19 protein-coding genes are annotated in these 20,763 nt (G+C 72.1%); 9 read left to right on the plus strand and 10 right to left on the minus strand.

The window, feature by feature from the left end; genetic code table 11:
• Nucleotides 1-285: 285 nt before the first annotated feature.
• Complete coding sequence (locus ACIPSA_RS12670) at nt 286-1,182, plus strand: helix-turn-helix transcriptional regulator (protein ID WP_402632699.1); 897 nt, start codon at nt 286-288, stop codon at nt 1,180-1,182.
• A 444-nt stretch (nt 1,183-1,626) separates the two neighbouring features.
• Nucleotides 1,627-2,493, plus strand: coding sequence for a methylenetetrahydrofolate reductase (locus tag ACIPSA_RS12675; RefSeq protein ID WP_402632702.1), 867 nt, complete (start codon nt 1,627-1,629; stop codon nt 2,491-2,493).
• A 223-nt stretch (nt 2,494-2,716) separates the two neighbouring features.
• Here the strand turns inward: ACIPSA_RS12675 and ACIPSA_RS12680 are convergent, their stop codons facing one another.
• Nucleotides 2,717-3,070 carry a hypothetical protein gene (locus ACIPSA_RS12680; RefSeq protein ID WP_402632705.1) on the minus strand — a complete coding sequence of 118 codons (354 nt, stop codon included), beginning with the start codon at nt 3,068-3,070 and terminating at the stop codon, nt 2,717-2,719.
• Between the two features lie 18 nt (nt 3,071-3,088).
• The gene (locus tag ACIPSA_RS12685) at nt 3,089-4,264 is read right to left on the minus strand and encodes a hypothetical protein (protein WP_402632708.1); all 1,176 of its coding nucleotides are present in this window, start codon (nt 4,262-4,264) and stop codon (nt 3,089-3,091) included.
• An 89-nt stretch (nt 4,265-4,353) separates the two neighbouring features.
• On the opposite strand from ACIPSA_RS12685, the gene ACIPSA_RS12690 reads away from it, so the two are divergent.
• The 5 genes from ACIPSA_RS12690 (at nt 4,354) to ACIPSA_RS12710 (ending at nt 11,488) form a co-directional block, all read left to right on the plus strand.
• Nucleotides 4,354-6,111 carry an FHA domain-containing protein gene (locus tag ACIPSA_RS12690; RefSeq protein WP_402632710.1) on the plus strand — a complete coding sequence of 586 codons (1,758 nt, stop codon included), beginning with the start codon at nt 4,354-4,356 and terminating at the stop codon, nt 6,109-6,111.
• A complete protein-coding gene (locus ACIPSA_RS12695; RefSeq protein WP_402632713.1) occupies nt 6,108-7,688 on the plus strand; it encodes a serine/threonine-protein kinase in 1,581 nt (526 codons plus the stop codon). Before ACIPSA_RS12690 ends, ACIPSA_RS12695 begins: the two co-directional genes overlap by 4 nt.
• Before the next feature lie 46 nt (nt 7,689-7,734).
• On the plus strand, nt 7,735-9,372 hold the full coding sequence (locus ACIPSA_RS12700) for a hypothetical protein (RefSeq protein ID WP_402632715.1): 1,638 nt from the start codon (nt 7,735-7,737) through the stop codon (nt 9,370-9,372).
• A gap of 114 nt (nt 9,373-9,486) precedes the next feature.
• On the plus strand, nt 9,487-10,956 hold the full coding sequence (locus ACIPSA_RS12705; protein WP_402633750.1) for an AlkA N-terminal domain-containing protein: 1,470 nt from the start codon (nt 9,487-9,489) through the stop codon (nt 10,954-10,956).
• A 46-nt stretch (nt 10,957-11,002) separates the two neighbouring features.
• Complete coding sequence (locus ACIPSA_RS12710; protein WP_402633753.1) at nt 11,003-11,488, plus strand: methylated-DNA--[protein]-cysteine S-methyltransferase; 486 nt, start codon at nt 11,003-11,005, stop codon at nt 11,486-11,488.
• On the opposite strand, the gene ACIPSA_RS12715 is transcribed toward ACIPSA_RS12710, so the two are convergent.
• Both ACIPSA_RS12715 and ACIPSA_RS12720 read right to left on the minus strand, forming a co-directional pair.
• Nucleotides 11,485-12,222 (minus strand): SIR2 family NAD-dependent protein deacylase, encoded by a 738-nt coding sequence (locus ACIPSA_RS12715; protein ID WP_402632718.1) that lies wholly within the window; start codon nt 12,220-12,222, stop codon nt 11,485-11,487. The two genes, ACIPSA_RS12710 and ACIPSA_RS12715, sit on opposite strands and share 4 nt — an antisense overlap.
• Before the next feature lie 89 nt (nt 12,223-12,311).
• Nucleotides 12,312-12,932, minus strand: a complete 621-nt coding sequence (locus ACIPSA_RS12720) for a DUF2087 domain-containing protein (protein WP_402632721.1) — start codon at nt 12,930-12,932, stop codon at nt 12,312-12,314.
• A gap of 93 nt (nt 12,933-13,025) precedes the next feature.
• Between ACIPSA_RS12720 and ACIPSA_RS12725 the strand changes: the two genes are divergently transcribed.
• Nucleotides 13,026-13,460, plus strand: coding sequence for a VOC family protein (locus ACIPSA_RS12725; RefSeq protein ID WP_402632724.1), 435 nt, complete (start codon nt 13,026-13,028; stop codon nt 13,458-13,460).
• A 211-nt stretch (nt 13,461-13,671) separates the two neighbouring features.
• On the opposite strand, the gene ACIPSA_RS12730 is transcribed toward ACIPSA_RS12725, so the two are convergent.
• Together ACIPSA_RS12730 and ACIPSA_RS12735 are read right to left on the minus strand one after the other, a co-directional pair.
• Entirely contained in the window at nt 13,672-14,166 is a 495-nt protein-coding gene (locus tag ACIPSA_RS12730; protein WP_402632727.1) for an NUDIX domain-containing protein, read from the minus strand.
• 246 nt (nt 14,167-14,412) lie between these two features.
• Nucleotides 14,413-15,507: an ADP-ribosylglycohydrolase family protein gene (locus ACIPSA_RS12735; protein WP_402632730.1), complete on the minus strand. Its 1,095-nt coding sequence runs from the start codon at nt 15,505-15,507 to the stop codon at nt 14,413-14,415.
• 192 nt (nt 15,508-15,699) lie between these two features.
• On the opposite strand from ACIPSA_RS12735, the gene ACIPSA_RS12740 reads away from it, so the two are divergent.
• Nucleotides 15,700-16,851: a glycerate kinase gene (locus ACIPSA_RS12740; RefSeq protein WP_402632732.1), complete on the plus strand. Its 1,152-nt coding sequence runs from the start codon at nt 15,700-15,702 to the stop codon at nt 16,849-16,851.
• Nucleotides 16,852-17,368: 517 nt separating this feature from the next.
• On the opposite strand, the gene pssA is transcribed toward ACIPSA_RS12740, so the two are convergent.
• The 4 genes from pssA to ACIPSA_RS12760 all read right to left on the minus strand — a co-directional run bounded on the left by pssA (nt 17,369) and on the right by ACIPSA_RS12760 (nt 20,761).
• Nucleotides 17,369-18,190: a CDP-diacylglycerol--serine O-phosphatidyltransferase gene (gene pssA, locus ACIPSA_RS12745; RefSeq protein ID WP_402633755.1), complete on the minus strand. Its 822-nt coding sequence runs from the start codon at nt 18,188-18,190 to the stop codon at nt 17,369-17,371.
• Nucleotides 18,191-18,212: 22 nt separating this feature from the next.
• Complete coding sequence (locus tag ACIPSA_RS12750) at nt 18,213-18,869, minus strand: phosphatidylserine decarboxylase (RefSeq protein WP_402633757.1); 657 nt, start codon at nt 18,867-18,869, stop codon at nt 18,213-18,215.
• Nucleotides 18,870-19,039: 170 nt separating this feature from the next.
• Nucleotides 19,040-20,245 (minus strand): acyl-CoA dehydrogenase family protein, encoded by a 1,206-nt coding sequence (locus ACIPSA_RS12755; protein ID WP_402632734.1) that lies wholly within the window; start codon nt 20,243-20,245, stop codon nt 19,040-19,042.
• Between the two features lie 3 nt (nt 20,246-20,248).
• The gene (locus ACIPSA_RS12760) at nt 20,249-20,761 is read right to left on the minus strand and encodes a MaoC family dehydratase (RefSeq protein ID WP_062716551.1); all 513 of its coding nucleotides are present in this window, start codon (nt 20,759-20,761) and stop codon (nt 20,249-20,251) included.
• Between the last annotated feature and the right edge of the window lie 2 nt (nt 20,762-20,763).

A 20,763-nucleotide genomic window follows, 5' to 3' on the forward strand; every position in this document is an offset into this window, starting at 1 on the left:
GTGTTCGGGCCCATTTCGGACTCGCGGTCCTCGGCCTTCTCCAGACAACCGCGCACCGGCGCACCGGTGGGAGTCACTGCTCTTCCAGGTAATGGCAGTACCTCGCAGGCGCTCGCCGACGGACCTACCGTGAAGTGGCCCGCACAGATCCACGCCGCCCGATCAACAGGAGGCCCCCGTGCCCTCGGCCCCCACCGAAGCCCTCACCCACCCCGCGTCCGACGCCGGCCGGTCCAAGGTCATGCCCGCCGACGGCGTCGCGGAACGAGCCCCCGGGATCTGACCATGGCCGACGGCGACAAGAAGAACCTGGCCGCCGAGGTGCGCGAGTTCCTGAGCACCCGGCGGGCGCGCATCACCCCGGACGAGGCCGGGCTGCCGGTCTACGGTGGGAACCGCCGCGTGGCGGGCCTTCGCCGCGAAGAGGTCGCCCTGCTGGCGGGCATGAGCGTGGACTACTACGTCCGGCTGGAGCGCGGGAACCTCAGTGGCGCCTCCGACTCGGTGCTCGAAGCCCTCGCACACGCACTGCGGCTCGACGAGGCCGAGCGCACCCACCTCTACGACCTGGCCCGCGCGGCGACCCCGTCGGGCCGGCGGCCCACAGTGACCGCGTCCCGCGTGCGGCCCACGATCCTGCGGCTGCTCGACTCCATGACCGACGTGCCGGCGTACGTACGCAACGCGCGCTTCGACATCCTGGCCGCCAACGCGCTGGGGCGGGCGCTGTACGCACCGGTCTTCGACTCGCCGCTGTTCGCCCAGCGCGGGCCGGTCAACAGCGCTCGTTTCATGTTCCTGGACCCCGCGAGCAGGGATTTCTGGGCCGACTGGGACAAGGGCGCCGACGACGCGGTGGCCTTCCTGCGCACCGAGACGGGCCGGGCGCCCCACGACAAGGCGCTGACCGACCTGATCGGAGAACTGACCACCAGGAGCGGTGACTTCGCCCGCCGGTGGGCACGCCACGACGTGAAGTTCCACCGCTCCGGCGTGAAGAACCTCCACCATCCGCTGGTCGGCGAACTCGCCCTGCCCTACGAGGCGATGGACCTGCCCTCCGACCCGGGCCTGCGCCTCAACTTCTACACCCCCGAACCGGACTCGCGAGAGCGTGAGGCACTCGGCCTCCTCGCCAGCTGGGCGAGCACCGGCACGGTCGCCCCCTCCGGGAACGACTGACCACGGAGACGAGGAACCCCGCCCGCCCCACAGGTCGACGGGGCCTTCCGGGACCGGGGGCCGGGAAGGGGGGCGGGTCGTCGCGATCGCGTCAACTCCCGGTGCCGGTCGACGCACGGAACACTTTCGCAAGGCCGCCGCAGACCAAGCCGGAGATCGCGGTCGGTGCGGGCTGTCGAAATCTTCTGTTTCGTTTCCGAAGTTCTGGACGCGCGTAAGGCGTCCGTTCCGCACCGCCCGGGTGGCGACAGCCGCCCCCTCGCCCTCGCCCGCCAGGCCCGTGTGATCAAGGGGGACGCCGTGGCGGGCCGGCCAAGGGCCGGGTCACCCTGCTTCGTGACGCCGACGGCGTGCGTGACATCATCGGCCCGGCCCAGGACCCCGGACTCGTGCTCACCCCGTACCCGCGCGACGACCGGGACGGCACGAGAACGAAGGAGCACGATGAACCCGGGTCCCATGGCCCCGACGGCGTCCGCCACCGCACTGCTGGAGGACTTCTCCCTGGAGATGACGGGCAAGGACGTCCCGAAACTGGAGGAGGCGCACGCCGACATCCCCCCGGGCACCCGGGTCAACGTCACCTTCCTCGGCAACGAGGACCTGCGGATGCGCCTGGCCGCCGCCCGCGCGGTCCGGCGCCTCGGCTTCGTCCCCGTCCCGCACATCTCCGCCCGCCGTCTCCCCTCGCGGTCGGATCTCGAAGAGTTCCTGGCCGGCCTGGCGGCCGACGGCACCGTCGAGAACGTGTTCGTCGTCGGCGGCGACCCCGCCCGCCCCGAGGGTCCGTACGAGGACGCCCTGGCCGTCATCCGCACCGGGCTCCTCCAGCGCTACGGCGTCCGTCACGTCGGCATCAGCGGCTACCCGGAGGGCCACCCCGCCATCACCGAGCACTCGCTGTGGTCCGCGCTGACCGACAAGAGCGCGCACCTCGGGGCCCAGCGGCTCGCGGGCGACGTCATCACCCAGTTCGGCTTCGACGCGGACGCGGTGCTCACCTGGGTGGAGCGGGCGCGTGAGCGCGGCGTCGACCTGCCGATCCGCATCGGCGTCCCCGGACCGGCCGGTGTACGGCGGCTGATGGGCTACGCCGCCCGCTTCGGCGTCGGCACCAGCGCCTCGATCGCCCGCAAGTACGGGTTCTCGCTGACCAACCTCGTGGGCACGGCGGGACCCGACCGCTTCCTGCGCGCGCTGGCCCGGGAGTACGACGCCCGGCGCCACGGCGATCTGAAGGTGCACTTCTACACGTTCGGCGGGCTGCGGGCGACCTCGGAGTGGATCGCCCGGTTCAGGGCGGAAGGCTGACGCGACCGCCGTTTTGGAAGTGCGCCGGATGCGCGCTGGGTGAGGACCGGTGGCGGTATTCGATCGGTGCCCGGCGGGCGCGGCCGATCCTTCCGGCGGCATATGCGCCAAGGGTGCCCTGCTCCCAGCCTTGCGCGGGTCATGTCATGCCCCTTATAACCGACCGTGCAGGCATCGGTGGGGATGGCCGGAAATGGCGGTTGCCGCCGGCCAGGGGGGATCCTCAGCTCCGCCGGGATCGGCACCAGCGCACGCAGACCCACGGAGACCAGAAGACATGACCGACAACGCCTTCCGCGACGCCATGACCCGCCTCGCCGTCGACCCGGCCTTCAGAGCCGAACTCGACGGTGACACCGACGAGGTGGCCCGAAGACTGGGCCTGACGCCCGCGCAGGTCACCGAGCTCCGCTCCCTGCGCGTCGAGTCCGGCACCGAAGGGGGACCGGCCGCACTCGACCCGCGGCTGTCCAAGTCGTCCCTGTTCTTCGGGAGCGCGGCACATGCGCTGGCCCACCATGACGTTGCGGACGTTCCGGTCGACCATGTGTCCGGCGACCACGTCGGCGTCGACCACATGTCAGCCGACCACATGTCAGCCGACCACACATCCGTCGACCACAGCTCTGTCGACCACGCGGCGAACCCGGCGCTTCCCACCGAAGGCCAGGGCACCGCCGGGGCCTTCGACGTGTCCGCCACCGGCGCCCAGAGCCTGCTCGGTGGGTTCGGGAACGCGGACGGGGCGGACCTGGGCGGGCTCGGGGGGCATGTCGGCGGTGGCGCCGAGGGCGGCTTCGGGGAGTTCGGCGACTTCGGCGGAGGCGGCTCCGGGGGCCCGGGCGGCTTCGGGGGCGGTGCCGAGGGCGGGTTCGGCGGGTTCGGCGACGGCGGTGTCGGTTCCGGCGGCTTCGGGGACGGCGGTTTCGGGTCCGGAGGCGACCTCGGCGGGTCCGGCGGGTTCGGGGACCTCGGCGGTCACGGCGGCGGCTTCGGCGGTGAGGGCGGCGGCGACGCCGGTCACTTCGGCCACGGCGGCATCTTCGACCGCGACGAGGGCGACGGCCACGGTGGTGGTGAAGGCGGCGGCGGTGGCGGCGGTGAGGGCGGTGGCAGTGGCGAGAACGGCGACCGTCCCTCCGGTGGCGGCCACGGTGGTGGCGAAGGCGGTGGCGGTGGCGAAGGCGGCGGTGGCGGCGGTGAAGGCGGTGGCAGCGGCGAGAACGGCGACCGTCCGTCCGGTGGCGGCCACGGTGGTGGCGAAGGCGGTGGCGGTGGCGAAGGCGGCGGTGGCGGTGAAGGCGGCGGTGGCGGCGGTGAGGGCGGTGGCAGTGGCGAGAACGGCGACCGTCCCTCCGGTGGCGGCCACGGTGGTGGCGATGGCGGTGGTGGCGAAGGCGGCGGTGGCGGCGGTGAAGGCGGTGGCAGCGGCGAGAACGGTGACCGTCCGTCCGGTGGCGGCCATGGTGGTGGTGATGGCGGTGGTGGCGGCGGTGGTGGCGAAGGCGGCGGTGGCGGCGGTGAGGGCGGTGGCAGCGGCGAGAACGGTGACCGTCCGTCCGGTGGCGGCCACGGTGGTGGCGAAGGCGGCGGTGGCGGCGGTGAAGGCGGTGGCAGCGGCGAGAACGGCGACCGTCCCTCCGGCGGCGGCGAACCGGGCGGCGGCGAGGACGGCGGGCGCGGCCGTGAGACCATCGGCGGCGGCTCCGAGACCGTGCGCGGCGGTGTGAACTTCCCCGGTGCCTCCCGCATCGGCGACATCGCCACGCATCTGTCGCCCGCCGCGCCCGGCCCCGAAACGGACGGCGGCTTCTCCGACGGAACGTTCCTCAGCGGCAACGGCGCGGGCTGAGCCGACGCATGCTCTGCCACGCCTGCCGCGTCCACGTGCGGCGCGACTTCCCGTACTGCCTGCACTGCGGCACCCTCCGCCGCGGCGCGGCACCGACGTCGTACGCCGCGCCGCAGCTGCGCGGCCTCGACGACCCCGCCCTGCTCGTCCCGCTCACCGGCCCGGTCACGACGCTGGGCCGGGGCGCGGACAACGACGTCGTCCTGCCCGACGGCAGCGTGTCGCGCAGCCACGCCCGGATCGTGCGCACGGAGTCGGGGTTCCGGATCGAGGACCTGGACTCCTTCAACGGCACGGCCGTGGCCGGCGTCGACCTGCACGGCGGCGCGGCCCAACTCGCCGACGGCACCGAGCTGTCCGTCGGCGACGTACGCCTGGTGTTCGAGCAGCCCCGCGCGGCGCACATCGGCCAGCGCACCCAGGTCGTCGGCACGCAGCTCACCCAACTCCCCACCGCCGTACAGGAGTCGGCGCCCGAGGCGAACGGCCCGCTCACCGCACGGCCCCGCCGCCGCTCCGGCTGGGCGCTCAAGCAGATGCCCCCCGACCGAGGCGAACCCCGCTGGGTGCTGAACAACACCCGTACCGGTGCGTACCTGGAGCTGGACGAGCGCGAGGTCTTCCTCTGGAACGCCGTCGACGGCGAGAACACCGTACGGGACCTGCTGTTCGCCTACGCCGACCGCTTCGGTGAACTCGCCCTCCCGCGCATCGAGGCGGCGCTCGCCGCGTTCGCGAACGCGGGCCTGCTGCGCGGCCTGCCCGGCCGCCCCGAGGAGACGGAGCGCAGGGGCTGGCGCCGGGCAGGGCGGGCCCTCTACCGGGCGTTGCTGAAGCTGGAGATCTCGGTCCCCGGCCTGGACCGCACCGTCACCCGCCTCTACCAGTCCTTCGGCTGGCGGTTCTTCACCCGGACCGGGGTGACCCTGGTCTGGCTCTCGGTGATCGGCGGCCTCGTCGCGTTCTTCACCGCGCAGGGCCGTCAGCACCTGCTGGACTTCGGTGGCGCGGGAGTCTGGGGCCCGGTGCTCCTCGCCGCCGGATACGTGTCCGCCCTCGTCGTCCACGAGATGACGCACGCACTGGCCGTGAAGTCGTACGGCCGCAAGGTCAGGCGCGGCGGGTTCCTGCTCATGATGGGCATGCCGTTCGCGTTCGTGGACACCAGCGACATGTGGTTCGGCACCCGCCGGTCACGGGTCGTCGTCGCGCTGTCCGGGCCGCTGTCGACGGCGGCCCTGGCCGGCTGGTGCGCGGCCGGCGCGGCCTTCCTGCCCGCCGGACCGGCCTCGGCCGTCCTCTTCCAACTCGCCTTCGGGCTCTACCTCAACACGCTCTACAACTTCAACCCCCTGATGCCGCTGGACGGTTACCAGGCCCTGACCGACGCGCTGCGCGTGCCGCGCCTGCGCGAGGAGGCGAGCGCGTACTTCCGCAAGGGACTCTGGCGGGACCTGCGCGCGGGCAGCCGCCCGGGCCCGCGGCAGGCGGGCATGGCCGCGTACGGCCTCGCCGTCGTCGTCGGGACGTACGGCTTCCTGGCCCTCGCCCTGCTGGCCTGGCGATCCCGGATCGGGGACCTGCTGGACGGGTGGCTGAGCCCGCCGTGGACCACGGTGACCGAGGCCCTCGTGGTCGCCCTGGTGGCGTTCCCCGTGTGGTCCGCGCCCGTGCGGTGGCTGATGCGCCGGATGCGACGCCGACATGACGCGAACGGCACGGCGCCCGTCCCGGCGGTGGGCGCGGCCGTGGAGGGGACGGCATGACACGCGATCCGAGCCACACCGAGGGCGACGACTGGGCCGTCCCCGGCTACCAGCCCGTACGTACCCTCGGCGAGGGCGCCGGCGGGCGGGTCGTACTGGCCCGGCACACCGCGACCGACGTGCCCGTCGCCATCAAGTACCTGAGCCGGAGCCTGCGCGGCGACCGGGAGTTCCTCGCCCGCTTCCGCGCCGAGGCCCGGCTGCTGGGCGAACTGCGCCACCCGTGCGTGGTGCGGCTGTACGAGTACGTCGAGGCGCGCGCCGGCGCCGCCATCGTCATGGAGGCCGTGGACGGCGTCAGCCTGCGCCAACTGCTGCGCCGGCACGGGGCGACCGGCCCCGAGGTCGCCCTGGTCCTGCTCAAGGGCTCGCTGCTGGGTCTCGGCGCGGCCCACGCCGCGGGGGTGGTCCACCGCGACTACAAGCCGGAGAACGTGCTGGTCCGCGCCGACGGCACGAGCGCGCTCGCCGACTTCGGCATCGCCGTACGCACCGGACGCGAGACCGAGACCGCCGGTACGCCCGCCTACATGGCGCCCGAGCAGTGGCAGGGCGAACCGGCCGGGCCGGCGGGCGACGTGTACGCGGCTGCGGCCGTGTTCCACGAGTGCCTGACCGGAAGACGCCCGTTCACCGGCGACGACCTGACCGCCCTGCGCCTGCAGCACCTCCGGGCCCCCGTCCCCCTGGACGACGTACCCGCGCCGGTACGCGGACTGCTGCGCCGGGGACTGGCCAAGGACCCGGCGGAGAGGCCGGGCATCGAGGACTTCCTCGCCGAACTGGAACGGTCCGCCACCGAGGGGTACGGCGCCGGCTGGGAGGAGCGCGGCCGCCGCAGACTCGCCGAACTCACCACTCTGCTCGCCCTGTTGTTCCCGTTCACCGCGACAGTGACCCTCGACGCGCCGGCCCGGGCCCTGACCCTGCTCGGCCGGGTGAAGCGCAGCGGGTGGAAGGCCGCCGCCGGAGCGGCCGCGCTCGCGGTCGTCGCGGGCGGGGCGACAGCCGTGGCGGCCCGTCCGCACGACACGGCGACGACGGTGGCCAGTTCGACGCCCTCCGTCCTCGACTCGCCGACGTCGTCGTTCACTTCAACCTCCACGGCCCCGACCACCGTTCCACCCACGACCGACACCACACCCTCCGGCACCCCCTCGGCGAGCCCGTCGGACTCGCCCACGCCCTCCGTGACCGCCGCCCCGCCGACCACCGCCGAGTCGCCCGCGCCGACGACCGCGAACCCGGCCACCCCCGCGTCCACGCCCGGCACCGTCACGATCACCATCGGCTCCTGGCGGCGGGGTCAGACCCCGGGCACACTGATCGCCGACGTCACCCTCGACACCACCGGAACCGGGCCCCTGACCGTCACGGCGGACTACTACGTCGACACGCCCGCCGATCCCTACGGCAACCAGACCCAGGAACTGTCCGGCAGCACGCACTACCCCGTGACGTTCGTCGCCGACTTCTCCAACCACCCGTGCCGGGGCACCTGGATGGTCACGCTCACCAGCACCCCGGCGGCGGCGAACGGACCGCAGACGGCTTCCCTGGACGCACCGCCGTGCTGAGCGCCGTACCGAGCGCCGTACCGAGCCCGAACGAGAACGGAACGACATGACGACAGCCACGACGGTCGCCGGGCGCCCCCTGTCGGGCTGGTCGCGGGACGCGCGGCACGGAACCTGGCACGCACTGCTCCCGGCCCGGTCCGGCGAGCCGGCGCTCGGCGCGCTGCGCATCGACCGCGCCCTGCTCGCACCGGAGGGCACGCGTGAGCGGCTGGCCGCCGCGGTGCTCGCCGTGGCGAAGCTCCGGCTGCCCGGGGTGCTCGGCACGGTCGACCTCGTCGCGGAGGCCGGGGAGGTGTGGCTGATCACCGCCCGGCCACCGGCTCCCACGCTCGCGGACCTCCTGGCCTGCGGAAGTACGGGCCTCGACGCGGGCAGCGCGGCCAGCGTCCTGAACGAGACCGCGCAGACCCTGCTCGCCCTGCACGCGGCCGGCCTCGCCCACGGGACGCTGGGCACGGACACCGTCGTCCTGGCCCCGGACGGCGTCGCCCTGCTCGCCGAGGCCGCCCTGGGCACGGTGCTGGGCGACACACCGGACCCCGCGCGCCGCCGGAGCGACATCACGGCCTGGGCCGGCCTGTCCCGCACCCTCGGCGAGGCCTGGGCGGCCGCCGGCACCCCCGCCGCCGCCCTGTTCGCGCACTGCGGCGCCACCGCCGGCCCCGAGGGCCTCGCGGCGGCCCGAGCGGCTCTGGTCGCCGGGCGCGCAGCGCTCCCGGCGGGCTTTCTGCAGCGCACGGAGCTCCGCGCCGCGGTGACCGAGACGACCCCGGAGTTCACCACGGCACCGACGACGGCCGAGCCGGCCGAGCCGGCCGAGCCGGCCGAGCCGGCCGAGCCGGCCGAGCCGGCCGAGCCGGCCGAGCCGGACGAGCCGGCCGAGCCGGACGTGACGGGGGCGGACGGCCAGGACGTACGCCCCCTGGTCCCGGAAGGGGACCGCCACACCGTGCCGGACGGTGACAGGGTGCCGGACGGTGACACCGTGCCGAACGGAGGCACCGTGCCGGACGAGCAGCTCACCCTGCCCAGCCGCGCCCGCTCCGCCCCGCACCGGGCCCACCCCACCACCACTCCGGACGACCAGGCCACCGTCCTCGGCAAGCGCAACCGCAACCGCACCCCTGCCGGGCCCCCGACGACGGCCGCACCCGCCGAGGGCCGGGACGACGACGAGATCCTCCTGCGCTTCGGCCCCGGCGTCCCCGCCGAGGCACAGACCCAGGACGCCCTCCGCGCCCAATGGCGCACCGCACCCGTACCACCCGGCAACCACCCCCACCGCCGCGGACGGCGGGCCTGGATCGCCACGACCGCCTTCCTGGCCGCCGCGGCCGTTCTGCTCTGGCTGCTGCTGCGTCCGGCACCCGCCCCGACGGTCACCGCCGTCGAAGTCCGGGCGCCGGCAGGGCGGTTGCACTGCGGTCAGACCGCAGACCTGGTCGGCGTGGTGACCACCGACGGGCGCGGCGGCCCGGTGACGTACCACTGGCAGCGCAGCGACGGCCAGGACTCCGGCGAGCTGGTCCACACGGCCCGGAGCGGTGACCGCCGGATCACCGTGCACCTCCGCTGGACAGTGCGCGGCCCGGGCAGCTTCCGGGGTACCGCACGCCTGCGGGTCGCGCACCAGCGAAAGCCGGTCGAGGCGGAAGCGACCTTCAGCTACGCCTGCTCCTGACCGGACTCGGACCCGGACGCGTCTCGTCGACTTCCTGGTCGGGTGAGGTAGGTGTCGGATTCCTGCCAGCGGCCGGGGCCGTCCGTGGTCGATGCTGGACCCATGCAGACAGGGATGCACCTCGAACGGGAGCGGTGTGTGCGTGCCGTGCAGTCCAAGGACGCGCGGTTCGACGGATGGTTCTTCACGGCTGTCCTGACGACCCGCATCTACTGCCGGCCCAGCTGCCCGGCCGTACCGCCCAAGCCGCAGAACATGACGTTCTACCCGAGCGCGGCGGCCTGCCAGCAAGCCGGCTTCCGGGCCTGCAAGCGCTGCCGGCCCGACACCAGCCCCGGGTCCCCGGAGTGGAACCAGCGCGCCGACCTGGTGGCCCGCGCCATGCGGCTGATCGCCGACGGCGTGGTGGACCGCGAGGGCGTGCCCGGACTCGCCGCCCGCCTCGGCTACAGCACCCGGCAGGTCGAACGCCAGCTGCTCGCCGAACTGGGAGCCGGCCCCCTCGCGCTCGCCCGTGCTCAGCGGGCCCAGACCGCACGGCTCCTCGTGGAGACGACTCCGCTGCCGATGGCGGAGATCGCGTTCGCGGCCGGCTTCTCCTCCATCCGCACCTTCAACGACACCGTGCGCGAGGTCTTCGCACTGTCGCCGAGCGAACTGCGAGCCCGCAAGCCGAAGAAGGACACCGGAGGCGCCCCCGGAGTGCTCTGCCTGCGGCTCCCCTTCCGCGCCCCGCTGAACCCCGACAACCTCTTCGGCCACCTCGCGGCGACCGCCGTACCGGGCGTGGAGGAGTGGCGGGACGGCGCGTACCGGCGCACGCTCCGTCTGCCGTACGGCCACGGCATCGTGTCCCTGGCCCCCAGGCCCGACCACATCGCCTGCCGCCTCACCCTCAGCGACCTGCGCGACCTGACCGTCGCCATCAGCCGCTGCCGCCGTCTGCTCGACCTGGACGCCGATCCGGTCGCGGTCGACGAGCAGCTGCGCACGGACCCGTTCCTCGCACCACTGGTCGACAAGGCCCCCGGCCGACGCGTACCCCGTACCGTCGACGAGGCCGAGTTCGCCGTCCGTGCCGTGCTCGGCCAGCAGGTCTCCACCGCGGCCGCCCGCACCCACGCCGCCCGGCTGGTCACCGCGCACGGCAAGCCCGTGGACGACCCCGAGGGCGGCCTCACCCACCTGTTCCCGGCCCCGGAGGCGCTCGCCGGCCTCGACCCGGAGCAGCTGGCGATGCCCCGCACCCGGCGCACCACCTTCACCACGCTGGTCGGCCGACTCGCCGACGGGACCCTCCACCTGGGCGTGGAGAGCGACTGGGCTCAGGCCCGCGCCCGGCTCCTCGCCCTCCCCGGCTTCGGCCCCTGGACGGTCGACGTCATCACCATGCGCGCCCTGGGCGACCCCGACGCGTTCCTCCCCACCGACCTCGGAATCCGGCGCGCCGCCCGAGAGCTGGGTCTTCCCTCGACCCCGGCCGCGCTCACCGCACGCGCGGCGGCCTGGCGGCCCTGGCGGGCGTACGCGGTCCAGTACCTGTGGGCGACCGACAGCCACCCGATCAACTTCCTGCCCGTGTGAGGACGTTCCGTTGAACACGTTGAACCCGCTGAACACGTTGAACCCGTTGAAGCAGCACACCGTGACCGAGAGTCCCTACGGCCCGCTGACACTCGTTGCCGACGGCGACGGCGTGCTGTGCGGCCTCTACATGTCCGATCAGCGCCACCGCCCGCCGCAGGAGATCTTCGGACCGCGGGACGACACACCCTTCGCCGAGGACGAGGAGCAGCTGGCGGCCTATTTCGCGGGGGAGTTGAAGGAGTTCTCCCTCGAACTGCGCCTGAACGGAACGCCGTTCCAGCAGAGCGTCTGGGACCAGCTCACGAAGATCCCGTACGGCGAGACCCGCTCCTACGGCGAACTCGCCGACGCCCTCGGCAACCCCGGTGCCTCCCGGGCCGTGGGCCTCGCCAACGGCAAGAACCCGATCGGCATCATCGTCCCCTGCCACCGCGTCATCGGTGCGAACGGCAGCCTCACGGGATACGGCGGCGGCCTGGACCGCAAGCGGCGACTGCTGGACTTCGAACGAGGAACGTCCCTGTTCTAGTCACCCTGCTCGGCGCTCAGCCTGCGCAGCAGTTCGGGGAGCGCGGTGCCGATGGGTTCGCGGATCACCTCGTCGGCGCGGTCGTCGTACGGCGTGGGCTCGGCGTTGACGATGACGAGCCGTGCGCCGTTGTCGGCGGCGACGCCGGCGAGCCCGGCGGCGGGCTGCACCTGCAGACTGGTGCCGACGGCGATGAAGATGGTGCAGGCCTTGGTGATGGCGAGTGCCTCACCGAGGACGACGGGGTCCAGCTTCTGGCCGAACATGACGGTGGCCGACTTGAGGATCCCGCCGCACTCCAGGCAGGGCGGGTCGTCCTCCCCGGCCTCCACCCGTGCCAGCGCGTCCTCCATCGGCCCCCGGGCGTGACACTTCGTGCACACCACGCTCCGCGCGGTGCCGTGCAGTTCCAGCACCTTGCGGGCGGGCATCCCGGCGAGCTGGTGCAGCCCGTCCACGTTCTGCGTGATCACCCGCACCGGGATCCCGGACCGCTCCAGCTCGGCGACGGCGCGGTGCGCGGCGTTCGGCTCGGCCTTGAGCGTCCGGTTCTTGCGCCGCATCTGCCAGGACCGCTGCCGGATCTCGGGATCGCCCATGTAGTACTCGTACGTCACGAGCTTCTCGGCCTCGGGGTCCCGCCGCCACAGCCCGTTGGGTCCGCGATAGTCAGGGATCCCGGAATCGGTGGAGATACCTGCGCCACTGAGGATGGCGACGAGGGGCCTGTTCATAGGCCGAGAGTAGGACGGTTGCCCGCTCGGGGCGAACGGATATCCGGCACGCCGCATGGTTCAGCGGCCGGGCGGCCGACGCGTCGCGGTCAGAACGACCCGCGCGGAGCCGTTGCCGAGGATCCGCCCGTGAGTGCCGCCGGCGGACGGCGGTACTCCGCCGAGCCGGAACGATCGAGGAGACCCAGGTCGACGAGCAGCCGACGCAGCCGCGCGACATCGTCACCGGCATGCCGGAGGATCTCGTTGACCTCGGCCTCGGTGAGCGATCGGTCCGCGGGCAGCAGGTCGGCCAGCGCGGTGGCGATCGCGGTGAGGTCTTCCGGGCTCTTCGGCAGTCGGGTGATGCGTCCGTGCGAGAGGTAACGGCGCAGTGGCGAGCTCGGCGGAACCACCTGACACAGCGTGGTGAGTTCGGCGACGGAAGTCGCGAGGTCACCCAGCGGGGCGATCAGGGCCGTCAGCATCCCGTTCTCGCGCCGGACCAATCCCGCCTCGGTCAGGCGCACGATCTCTTTGGACAAGTGCTTGATGTCGAGGCCCAGTCTCTGGCCGACGTCCGACAGCGGCACCGGCCCTGCGGTCGTGTTCATCTCGACGATCGCGTTCAGAATGGCCAGTCGCCGACCGTTGGACAGGGTGGTCAGAACGTCCGCCGCGCTGCTGAGGACGGCGGAGCTGCTGGGTGGCGGCGATGCGGCAACAGACATGTCACGCAGTCTAGGTGCGGTCCCGGACCGGCCGGCAACATGCCGATCCTCACCGGGAATTGAGCCGCAGAGTCCCCCTGCTATGGTGCGCCGATGTCCTCGATCAAGCAGTTCCAAGTCACCTTCGACTGCGCAGAACCCGAGCGCGTCGCACGCTTTTGGTGCGAGGTGTTGGGGTACGTCGTCCCACCGCCACCGGAGGGGTTTGCCACGTGGGACGATTTCGATCGCTCGCTGCCACCTGAGCAGAAGGGGGCGGCGTTCGCCTGCAGTGATCCCTCAGGCGTGGGCCCGCGACTGTATTTCCAGCGCGTTCCCGAAGGCAAGGTCGTCAAGAATCGGGTGCATCTTGACGTGCGGGTCGGCACCGGGCTCGTGGGTGAAGAGCGCCTCGCCGTACTCGAGGCCGAGTGCGCACGGCTGGTCGCGCTCGGCGCGGTACGCGTGCGACTGCTCCTTGCCGACGACGACAACGAGTCGTGCATCGGAATGCAGGACATCGAGGGCAACGAGTTCTGTCTCGACTGAGCATCCTCCGAGGCGGCGCGGTCGTGAAGGCGGGCGATGCCGGGCGTCACGGTGTGAATGCCGTCGCCCGCCGGAGACCTGGTAGGCATGCAACAGGCTCTCTTCCGTGAGGACTTGCGCGGTCGCCGCGCCACGTACAGCGCTCCTCCGACCTCGAATTCGTCGACGTGAGGTGACCACCGTCCGGTCCCGGTAATCCCCGGGACCGGTCTCAGGCCGCGCGGTGGCCGTTCTCCAGTTCCGCCGTTCCCGAACCCTCCGCCAGGACGTCCAGGGCGGCCAGGACGCGGCCGCCCAGGGCACCGGGGAGGTGGGCCGTGATCTCCTCCCGGGGTACCAGGCGCCAGGACAGGAGTTCCTCCTCCTGGAGCCGGATCGCCGCGAAGTCGCTGTCGGCGAGGACACCGCCGTCGTAGAGGTACGCCACCAGCGGTGGCCGTCCCGCACCGTGCACCCAGTCCACCGCGAGGAGCCGGCCGAGCTCGCGGTCGAGGCCGATCTCCTCGGCCGTCTCACGGCGGGCGCCCTGGCGTGGCGTCTCCCCGTCGTCGGACTCGATGGTGCCGCCCGGAAGCGCCCACCCCTCGCGGTAGTTGGGCTCGACGAGCAGCACCCGGCCCTCGGCGTCGCGGAACAGGGCGGCCGCCCCGGCGAGGATGCGGGGGAGACCCGCGATGTACGTGGCGAAGTCTTGAGTGGAAGTCACTCAGGAAGAGTAGCCAGCCTGCGCAGGCGTTTCTCGGACTCGCTGCCCGGCTCGGGGGAGTGACTGTCGCGGATGGACGTAGCGGCGCACGGAGGAGCGGAGCTCGACGACGTCGTGGTCCTTCCACGGCGCGGCGAACTCCTAGTCGGTGCCGAGGAGTTCGTCGCACCGCCGACAAGGCGGCCGTTCCGGTCGGGCAGGCGCCGTATCCGTCGGCAGGCGCCCTACCCGTCGGCCGGACCTCGGCTAGACCGCCGTATGGGTCGGCTGGACCGCCGCCCCGGCGAGGCGAAGCGTCCGCTCCGCCAGGTCGCTGATCCTCACTCCGTCGAAACCGAACACGGCGCTGCGCACGGTGTCCTCCAGCGGATCCTTCCACTGGGCCGGGACGGCCGCCGCGCCGGTCAGCACCCCGGCCACCGAACCCGCCGTCGCGCCGTTGGAGTCGGTGTCCAGGCCGCCGCGGACGGTGAGCGTGATGGTGCGGGTGAAGTCGCCGTCGCCGTACAGCAGCCCGGCGGTGAGTACGGCGACGTTCGGGATGGTGTGGATCCAGCCGAGGCCGGAGGTCTCCTCGGAGACCGTCGTGAGTGTGTCCTCCCAGCTCAGGCGGGTCTCGTGGAGGGAGACGACCCGGCGCACGGTGCGGGCCAGCCGGCTGGTCGCCGGGATGACACCGAGCGCGGTGTCGATCGCGTGCCGCACCGTCGGCGCGGTGAAGGCCGCCGAGATCAGCGCCGCCGCCCACATCGCGCCGTACACACCGTTCCCGGTGTGGGACAGCACCGCGTCCCGGCGGGCCAGGGAGGCGGCGCGGTGCGGGGCGTCCGGACAGGTCCAGCCGTAGATGTCGGCACGGATCAGGGCGCCGATCCACTCCTGGTACGGGTTCTCGTACGTGGCCGTCAGCGGCGGCTTCAGCCCGTTGGCGAGATTGCGGTACGCCGCCCGCTCCGCGGTGAAGGTCTGCAGGTACGGCAGCCGCAGCAGCCACAGGTCGCCGACCTGCTCGGTGCTGAAGTCGAAGCCGTGGGTCTCCAGGAGGTGCAGGCCGAGGATCGCGTAGTCGACGTCGTCGTCGCGGCAGCTGCCGTGGATGCGGCCGCGGACGCACTGGCGCCACTCCGGACGCAGCTCGTAGCCGTCGTTCTCGTCGGCGGGCTCGGGGAGGTAGTCGGTGAGCGGGAGGGCGGCGGCCTGCCGGAGGTAGCGGTCGATGCGGTCGCGTGTCCACAGGTCGCCCTGCTCGACCGGTTTGCCGAGCATGTTGCCCGCGATCCGGCCCAGCCAGCCCCCGAAGATGCGGTCGGCGAGCTCTGGCTCAGTGCCCACAGGGGTCATGGATCCGGTTTACCCGATTTCCGTGGCGAACGCGCTGTGTCGGGCGGTGTTTCCGTCGAGCGGCACAGGGGGTTCCCAGCCGGTTCCCAGGCTTCGGGCGGGGCATGACGGTGGGGGCGTCCTCCGGTTAAGGTCGCAGCGGCGCGACTGGTCCTGACGTGCGCGGGGCCCGCAGAGCAAGGGGAATACAAGGTGGCGGACGCTGCAGTGGACGGGACCCGACGGGTGCTCATCGCCGCGGACAAGTTCAAGGGCTCTCTCACGGCCGCGCAGGTCGCCGAGCGGGTGACGGCCGGACTGCGCCGGGTCGTGCCGGACGTCGAGGTGGAGTCGCTGCCCGTGGCCGACGGCGGTGACGGGACCGTGGCCGCGGCGGTCGCCGCCGGGTTCGAGCGGCGGGAGGTCCGGGTCGCGGGGCCGCTGGGGCAGGACGTCACCGCCGCGTTCGCGCTGCGCGGCGACACCGCGGTCGTGGAGATGGCGGAGGCGAGCGGGCTGCAGCGGCTGCCGGCCGGTGTCTTCGCGCCGCTCACGGCGTCGACGTACGGCTCGGGAGAGCTGCTGCTGGCCGCGCTGGACGCGGGGGCGCGGACGATCGTGTTCGGCGTCGGGGGCAGCGCCACGACGGACGGCGGGGCCGGGATGCTCTCGGCACTCGGCGCGCGCTTCCTCGACCAGGACGGGGAGCCGGTGCCGCCGGGCGGGGGTGGGCTCGCCGATCTCGCGCGGGCCGACCTGTCCGGTCTGGACCCTCGGCTGAACTCGGTCGATCTGGTGCTCGCGAGCGACGTGGACAATCCGCTGACCGGGCCGACGGGTGCGCCGACGGTGTACGGCCCGCAGAAGGGCGCTTCGCCGGACGACGTGGCGGCGCTGGACGCGGCGCTGGCGCACTTCGCGAAGGTGGTCGAGGCCGCGGTCGGTCCGGCCGCGGCTCAGTACGCCGTGTCCCCGGGGGCCGGTGCGGCGGGCGGCGTCGGATTCGGGGCACTGCTTCTCGGCGCGCGCTTCCGGCCCGGTATCGAGGTCATGCTGGACGCGCTGGGTTTCGCGCCCGCGCTGGAGCGGGCGTCGCTGGTGATCACGGGGGAGGGCGCCCTGGACGAGCAGACGCTGCACGGGAAGGCTCCGGCGGGGGTTGCGGCGGCCGCGCGTGCGGCGGGCAGGGACGTGGTGGCGGTGTGCGGGCGGCTGGCGCTTGTGCCTGCGGCGCTGGAGCGGGTGGGGATCGTGCGGGCGTATCCGCTCACCTCGGAGGAGCCGGATGTCGCCAAGTGCATCGCGGATGCGGGGCCGGTTCTTGAGCGGGTCGCGTCTCGTATCGCGGAGGACTTCCTGCGCTGAGGCTGTGCGGGGCTCTGCCCCGGGCCCCGCTCGCCCACCCGGCCCGCCCGACTCGCTGGGCTGAGGTCACCCCCTGGGGCTCCGCCCCAGACCCCGCCAGGGGCTCCGCCCCTGGACCCCGTTTCCCACCCGCCCACCCGTCTCGGTGGGTCGAACGCCGACCGCCACGGGGCTCCGCCCCGGACCCCGTTTCCCACCCACCCGTCTCAGTGGGTCGAACGCCGACCGCCACGGGGCTCCGCCCCGGACCCCGGCGGGGACTCCGCCCCCTGCACCCCTGACCGCCCCCGCCCTGCGCCCCCACCCGGCCCCCGCCCAGGTCGGCCAGATCCAGCCCGGCCCGCACAATCCAGCCCGTCCGGCGTTTGAGGACGAGGCCGTTCAGGCCGACAGCGGGGGGCTGGGGGCGGCAGCCCCCAGTGGACGCGCGTATGCCCGTATGCCCGTATCAGTGCCGGGGCACCGAAAAGCGAAGGGCCCCGAACCCAATCAGGTTCGGGGCCCTCGGCGGCAAGCGCTACGGCAGCTGAGCCGCCCGCGCCTCCCGCCGGTTGTCGCGGAAGTTGTTCACCCGGCGAGCCGTGGCGAACAGGGGGATCACCGCGCCCATGACCAGCTGGAGCGCACAGCCGGTCTGGAGGAGGAGCTGTCCGCTGGGGGCGTCGAAGGCCCAGGAGACCAGGAGACCCATCGAGAGGACGATCCAGCCGAGCATCGCGACCGCGAGGCGGCCCCGCGGCTTGGGGTACTCCACCCGGCTCACCATCAGCCAGGCCGTGCCCAGGATGGCGAGGAGCGTCGCCACGAAGGGGAGTTCCAGCAGGACGATGGAGACCACCGTCAGCGCGCCGAACGGGGACGGCATGCCCTGGAACATGCCGTTTCTCGGCGTCACGCACGAGAAGCGCGCCAGACGCAGTACGACGGCCAGGAGCACCACGATTGCCCCGAGCGCCGCCACTCTCTGGTGCGCGTCGTCCGCCACCATGCCGTAGACGAGGACGAAGTACGCGGGCGCCAGGCCGAAGCTGATCAGGTCGGAGAGGTTGTCCAGCTCCGCGCCCATCGGCGAGCTGCGCAGCTTGCGCGCCACCAGGCCGTCGAACAGGTCGAAGACCGCCGCGCAGAGCATGAGGATGACCGCGGTGGCGGCCGAGTGGCGAGCCATGCCGGCCGACTCGTCATTGCCCGTCAGATGCGGGATGAGGATGCCGGTGGTGGTGAAGTACACCGCCATGAAGCCGCACGTGGCGTTGCCGAGGGTGAGGGTGTCCGCTATTGAGAGGCGGAGAGAGAGGGGCATCTCCTCCTCTTCGTCCACCTCGTCCGCCTCGGGCACCCAGCCCGCCTGTGTCTCCGGATCAATCACGGTCAATGCGAGTCACCCCAGCCACGGTCTTCTGGCCGACCTCGACCGCGACCTCCACACCCTCGGGCAGGTAGAGGTCGACACGCGAGCCGAAGCGGATCAGACCGATACGGTCGCCCTGCTCGACCTTCGTGCCCTGGGGCACGTACGGGACGATGCGGCGGGCCACCGCGCCGGCGATCTGGATCATCTCGATGTCGCCGAGTTCGGTGTCGAAATGCCAGACTACGCGCTCATTGTTCTCGCTCTCCTTGTTGAAGGCGGGAACGAAGCCACCGGGGACGTGTTCGACCGACGTGACCGTGCCGGACAGCGGCGCACGGTTCACGTGGACGTTGAGCGGGCTCATGAAGATCGCGACGCGGGTACGCCCGTCCTTCCAAGGCATGATGCTCTGCACCACACCGTCGGCGGGCGAGATGACGCGGCCCGTGGCGATCTCGCGCTCGGGGTCGCGGAAGAACCACAGCATGCCCGCCGCGAGCGCGGTGGCGGGCACGGCGACAGCCTTGGCGGCGCCGGAGCGGCGCGCGCGGAGCAGGCTGACGGCTGCGGTGGCGACGGTCGGGAGAAGCCACGGCGATGCTCCGCGCGCAAGGCGTACGCCGGCTCGGCTGTCGCGAGGTGCAGAGGTTTGGCTGTGGGGCATGGATGACCTTCGTAGCGGATGATGCCGCACAATAACGGGGGACGGCGGCTTTCCCGGGATCGTACCGGTCGCGGGCCGCAACTGGGCAAGCGAGGAAGCCGAGTCGGCGGCCGAAGAACGTTGACGGGGTGTGATCTTCTTCTCGAAGAAAACACCCCGTACCCGGACAATCAGCCCTGGAATCGATACTCTTCGAGCAATCTGCGCCCAATGATCATTTTCTGGATCTCGGCGGTACCTTCGCCGATGAGCAGCATCGGGGCCTCGCGGTAGAGACGCTCGATCTCGTACTCCTTGGAGAAGCCGTACCCGCCGTGGATCCGGAAGGCGTCCTCCACGACCTCCTTGCAGTACTCGGAGGCGAGGTACTTCGCCATCCCCGCCTCGAGGTCGTTTCGCTCCCCGGAGTCCTTTTTGCGCGCCGCGTTCACCATCATGGCATGCGCGGCCTCGACCTTGGTGGCCATCTCCGCGAGCTTGAACTGGATGGCCTGGTGCTGGGCGATCGGCTTGCCGAAAGTGTGACGCTGCTGGGCGTACTGGACGCCGAGCTCGAACGCGCGCTGGGCCACACCGCAGCCGCGCGCCGCCACGTTGACGCGGCCGACCTCGACTCCGTCCATCATTTGGTAAAAACCTCGGCCGGTGACGCCGCCGAGCACCCGGTCGGCCGGGATGCGCAGGCCGTCCATGATGAGCTCGGTGGTGTCGACGCCCTTGTAGCCCATCTTGTCGATCTTGCCGGGGATGGTGAGCCCCGGGCGGACCTCGCCGAAGCCGGGCTCCTTCTCCACCAGGAAGGTCGTCATGGACTTGTGGGGGGCCGTGCCCTCGGGGTGTCCTTCGTCACTTCGGACCAGGACGGCCACCAGGGACGACGTACCGCCGTTCGTCAGCCACATCTTCTGGCCGGTCAGGACGTACTCGTCGCCGTCCTTGACCGCCTTCGACGTGATCGCCGACACGTCCGAGCCGAGGCCCGGCTCCGACATCGAGAACGCGCCCCGGATGTCGCCGGCCGCCATGCGCGGAAGGAAGTGGTCCTTCTGCTCCTGCGTGCCGTGCTGCTTGAGCATGTACGCGACGATGAAGTGCGTGTTGATGATGCCGGAGACCGACATCCAGCCACGGGCGATCTCCTCGACGCACAGGGCGTAGGTGAGGAGCGACTCGCCCAGGCCCCCGTACTCCTCGGGGATCATCAGACCGAACAGGCCGAGTTCCTTCAGGCCGTCCACGATCTGCTGCGGGTACTCGTCGCGGTGCTCCAGCCCGGTCGCGACAGGGATGATCTCCTTGTCGACAAAGTCCCGAACGGTGGAGATGATCTCCTGCTGGACGTCGGTCAGACCGGCGGTCTGGGCGAGTCGCGCCATGGCTTACTTCTCCTGCTGCTTCAGTTCGGGGCGGCCCGGCTGCTCGCCGCCGCGCTCCTTGATGTACGTCTCGGTCGGCACCATCACCTTGCGGCGGAACACGCACACGAGCGTGCCGTCCTGCTTGTAGCCCTTGGTCTCGACGTAGACGATGCCGCGGTCGTTCTTCGACTTCGACGGCCACTTGTCCAGCACGGTCGTCTGGCCGTAGATCGTGTCCCCGTGGAAGGTCGGCGCCACGTGCTTGAGCGACTCGATCTCCAGGTTGGCGATCGCCTTGCCGGAGATGTCCGGGACGGACATGCCCAGCAGCAGCGAGTAGATGTAGTTCCCGACCACCACGTTCTTGCCGAAGTCCGTCGTCTTCTCGGCGTAGTTGGTGTCCATGTGGAGCGGGTGGTGGTTCATGGTGAGGAGACAGAACAGGTGGTCGTCGTACTCCGTGACCGTCTTGCCGGGCCAGTGCTTGTACGTCGCCCCGACCTCGAACTCCTCATACGTGCGTCCGAACTGCATCG

It is taken from the genome of Streptomyces sp. NPDC086549, assembly GCF_044746205.1.
Lineage (GTDB): Bacteria > Actinomycetota > Actinomycetes > Streptomycetales > Streptomycetaceae > Streptomyces.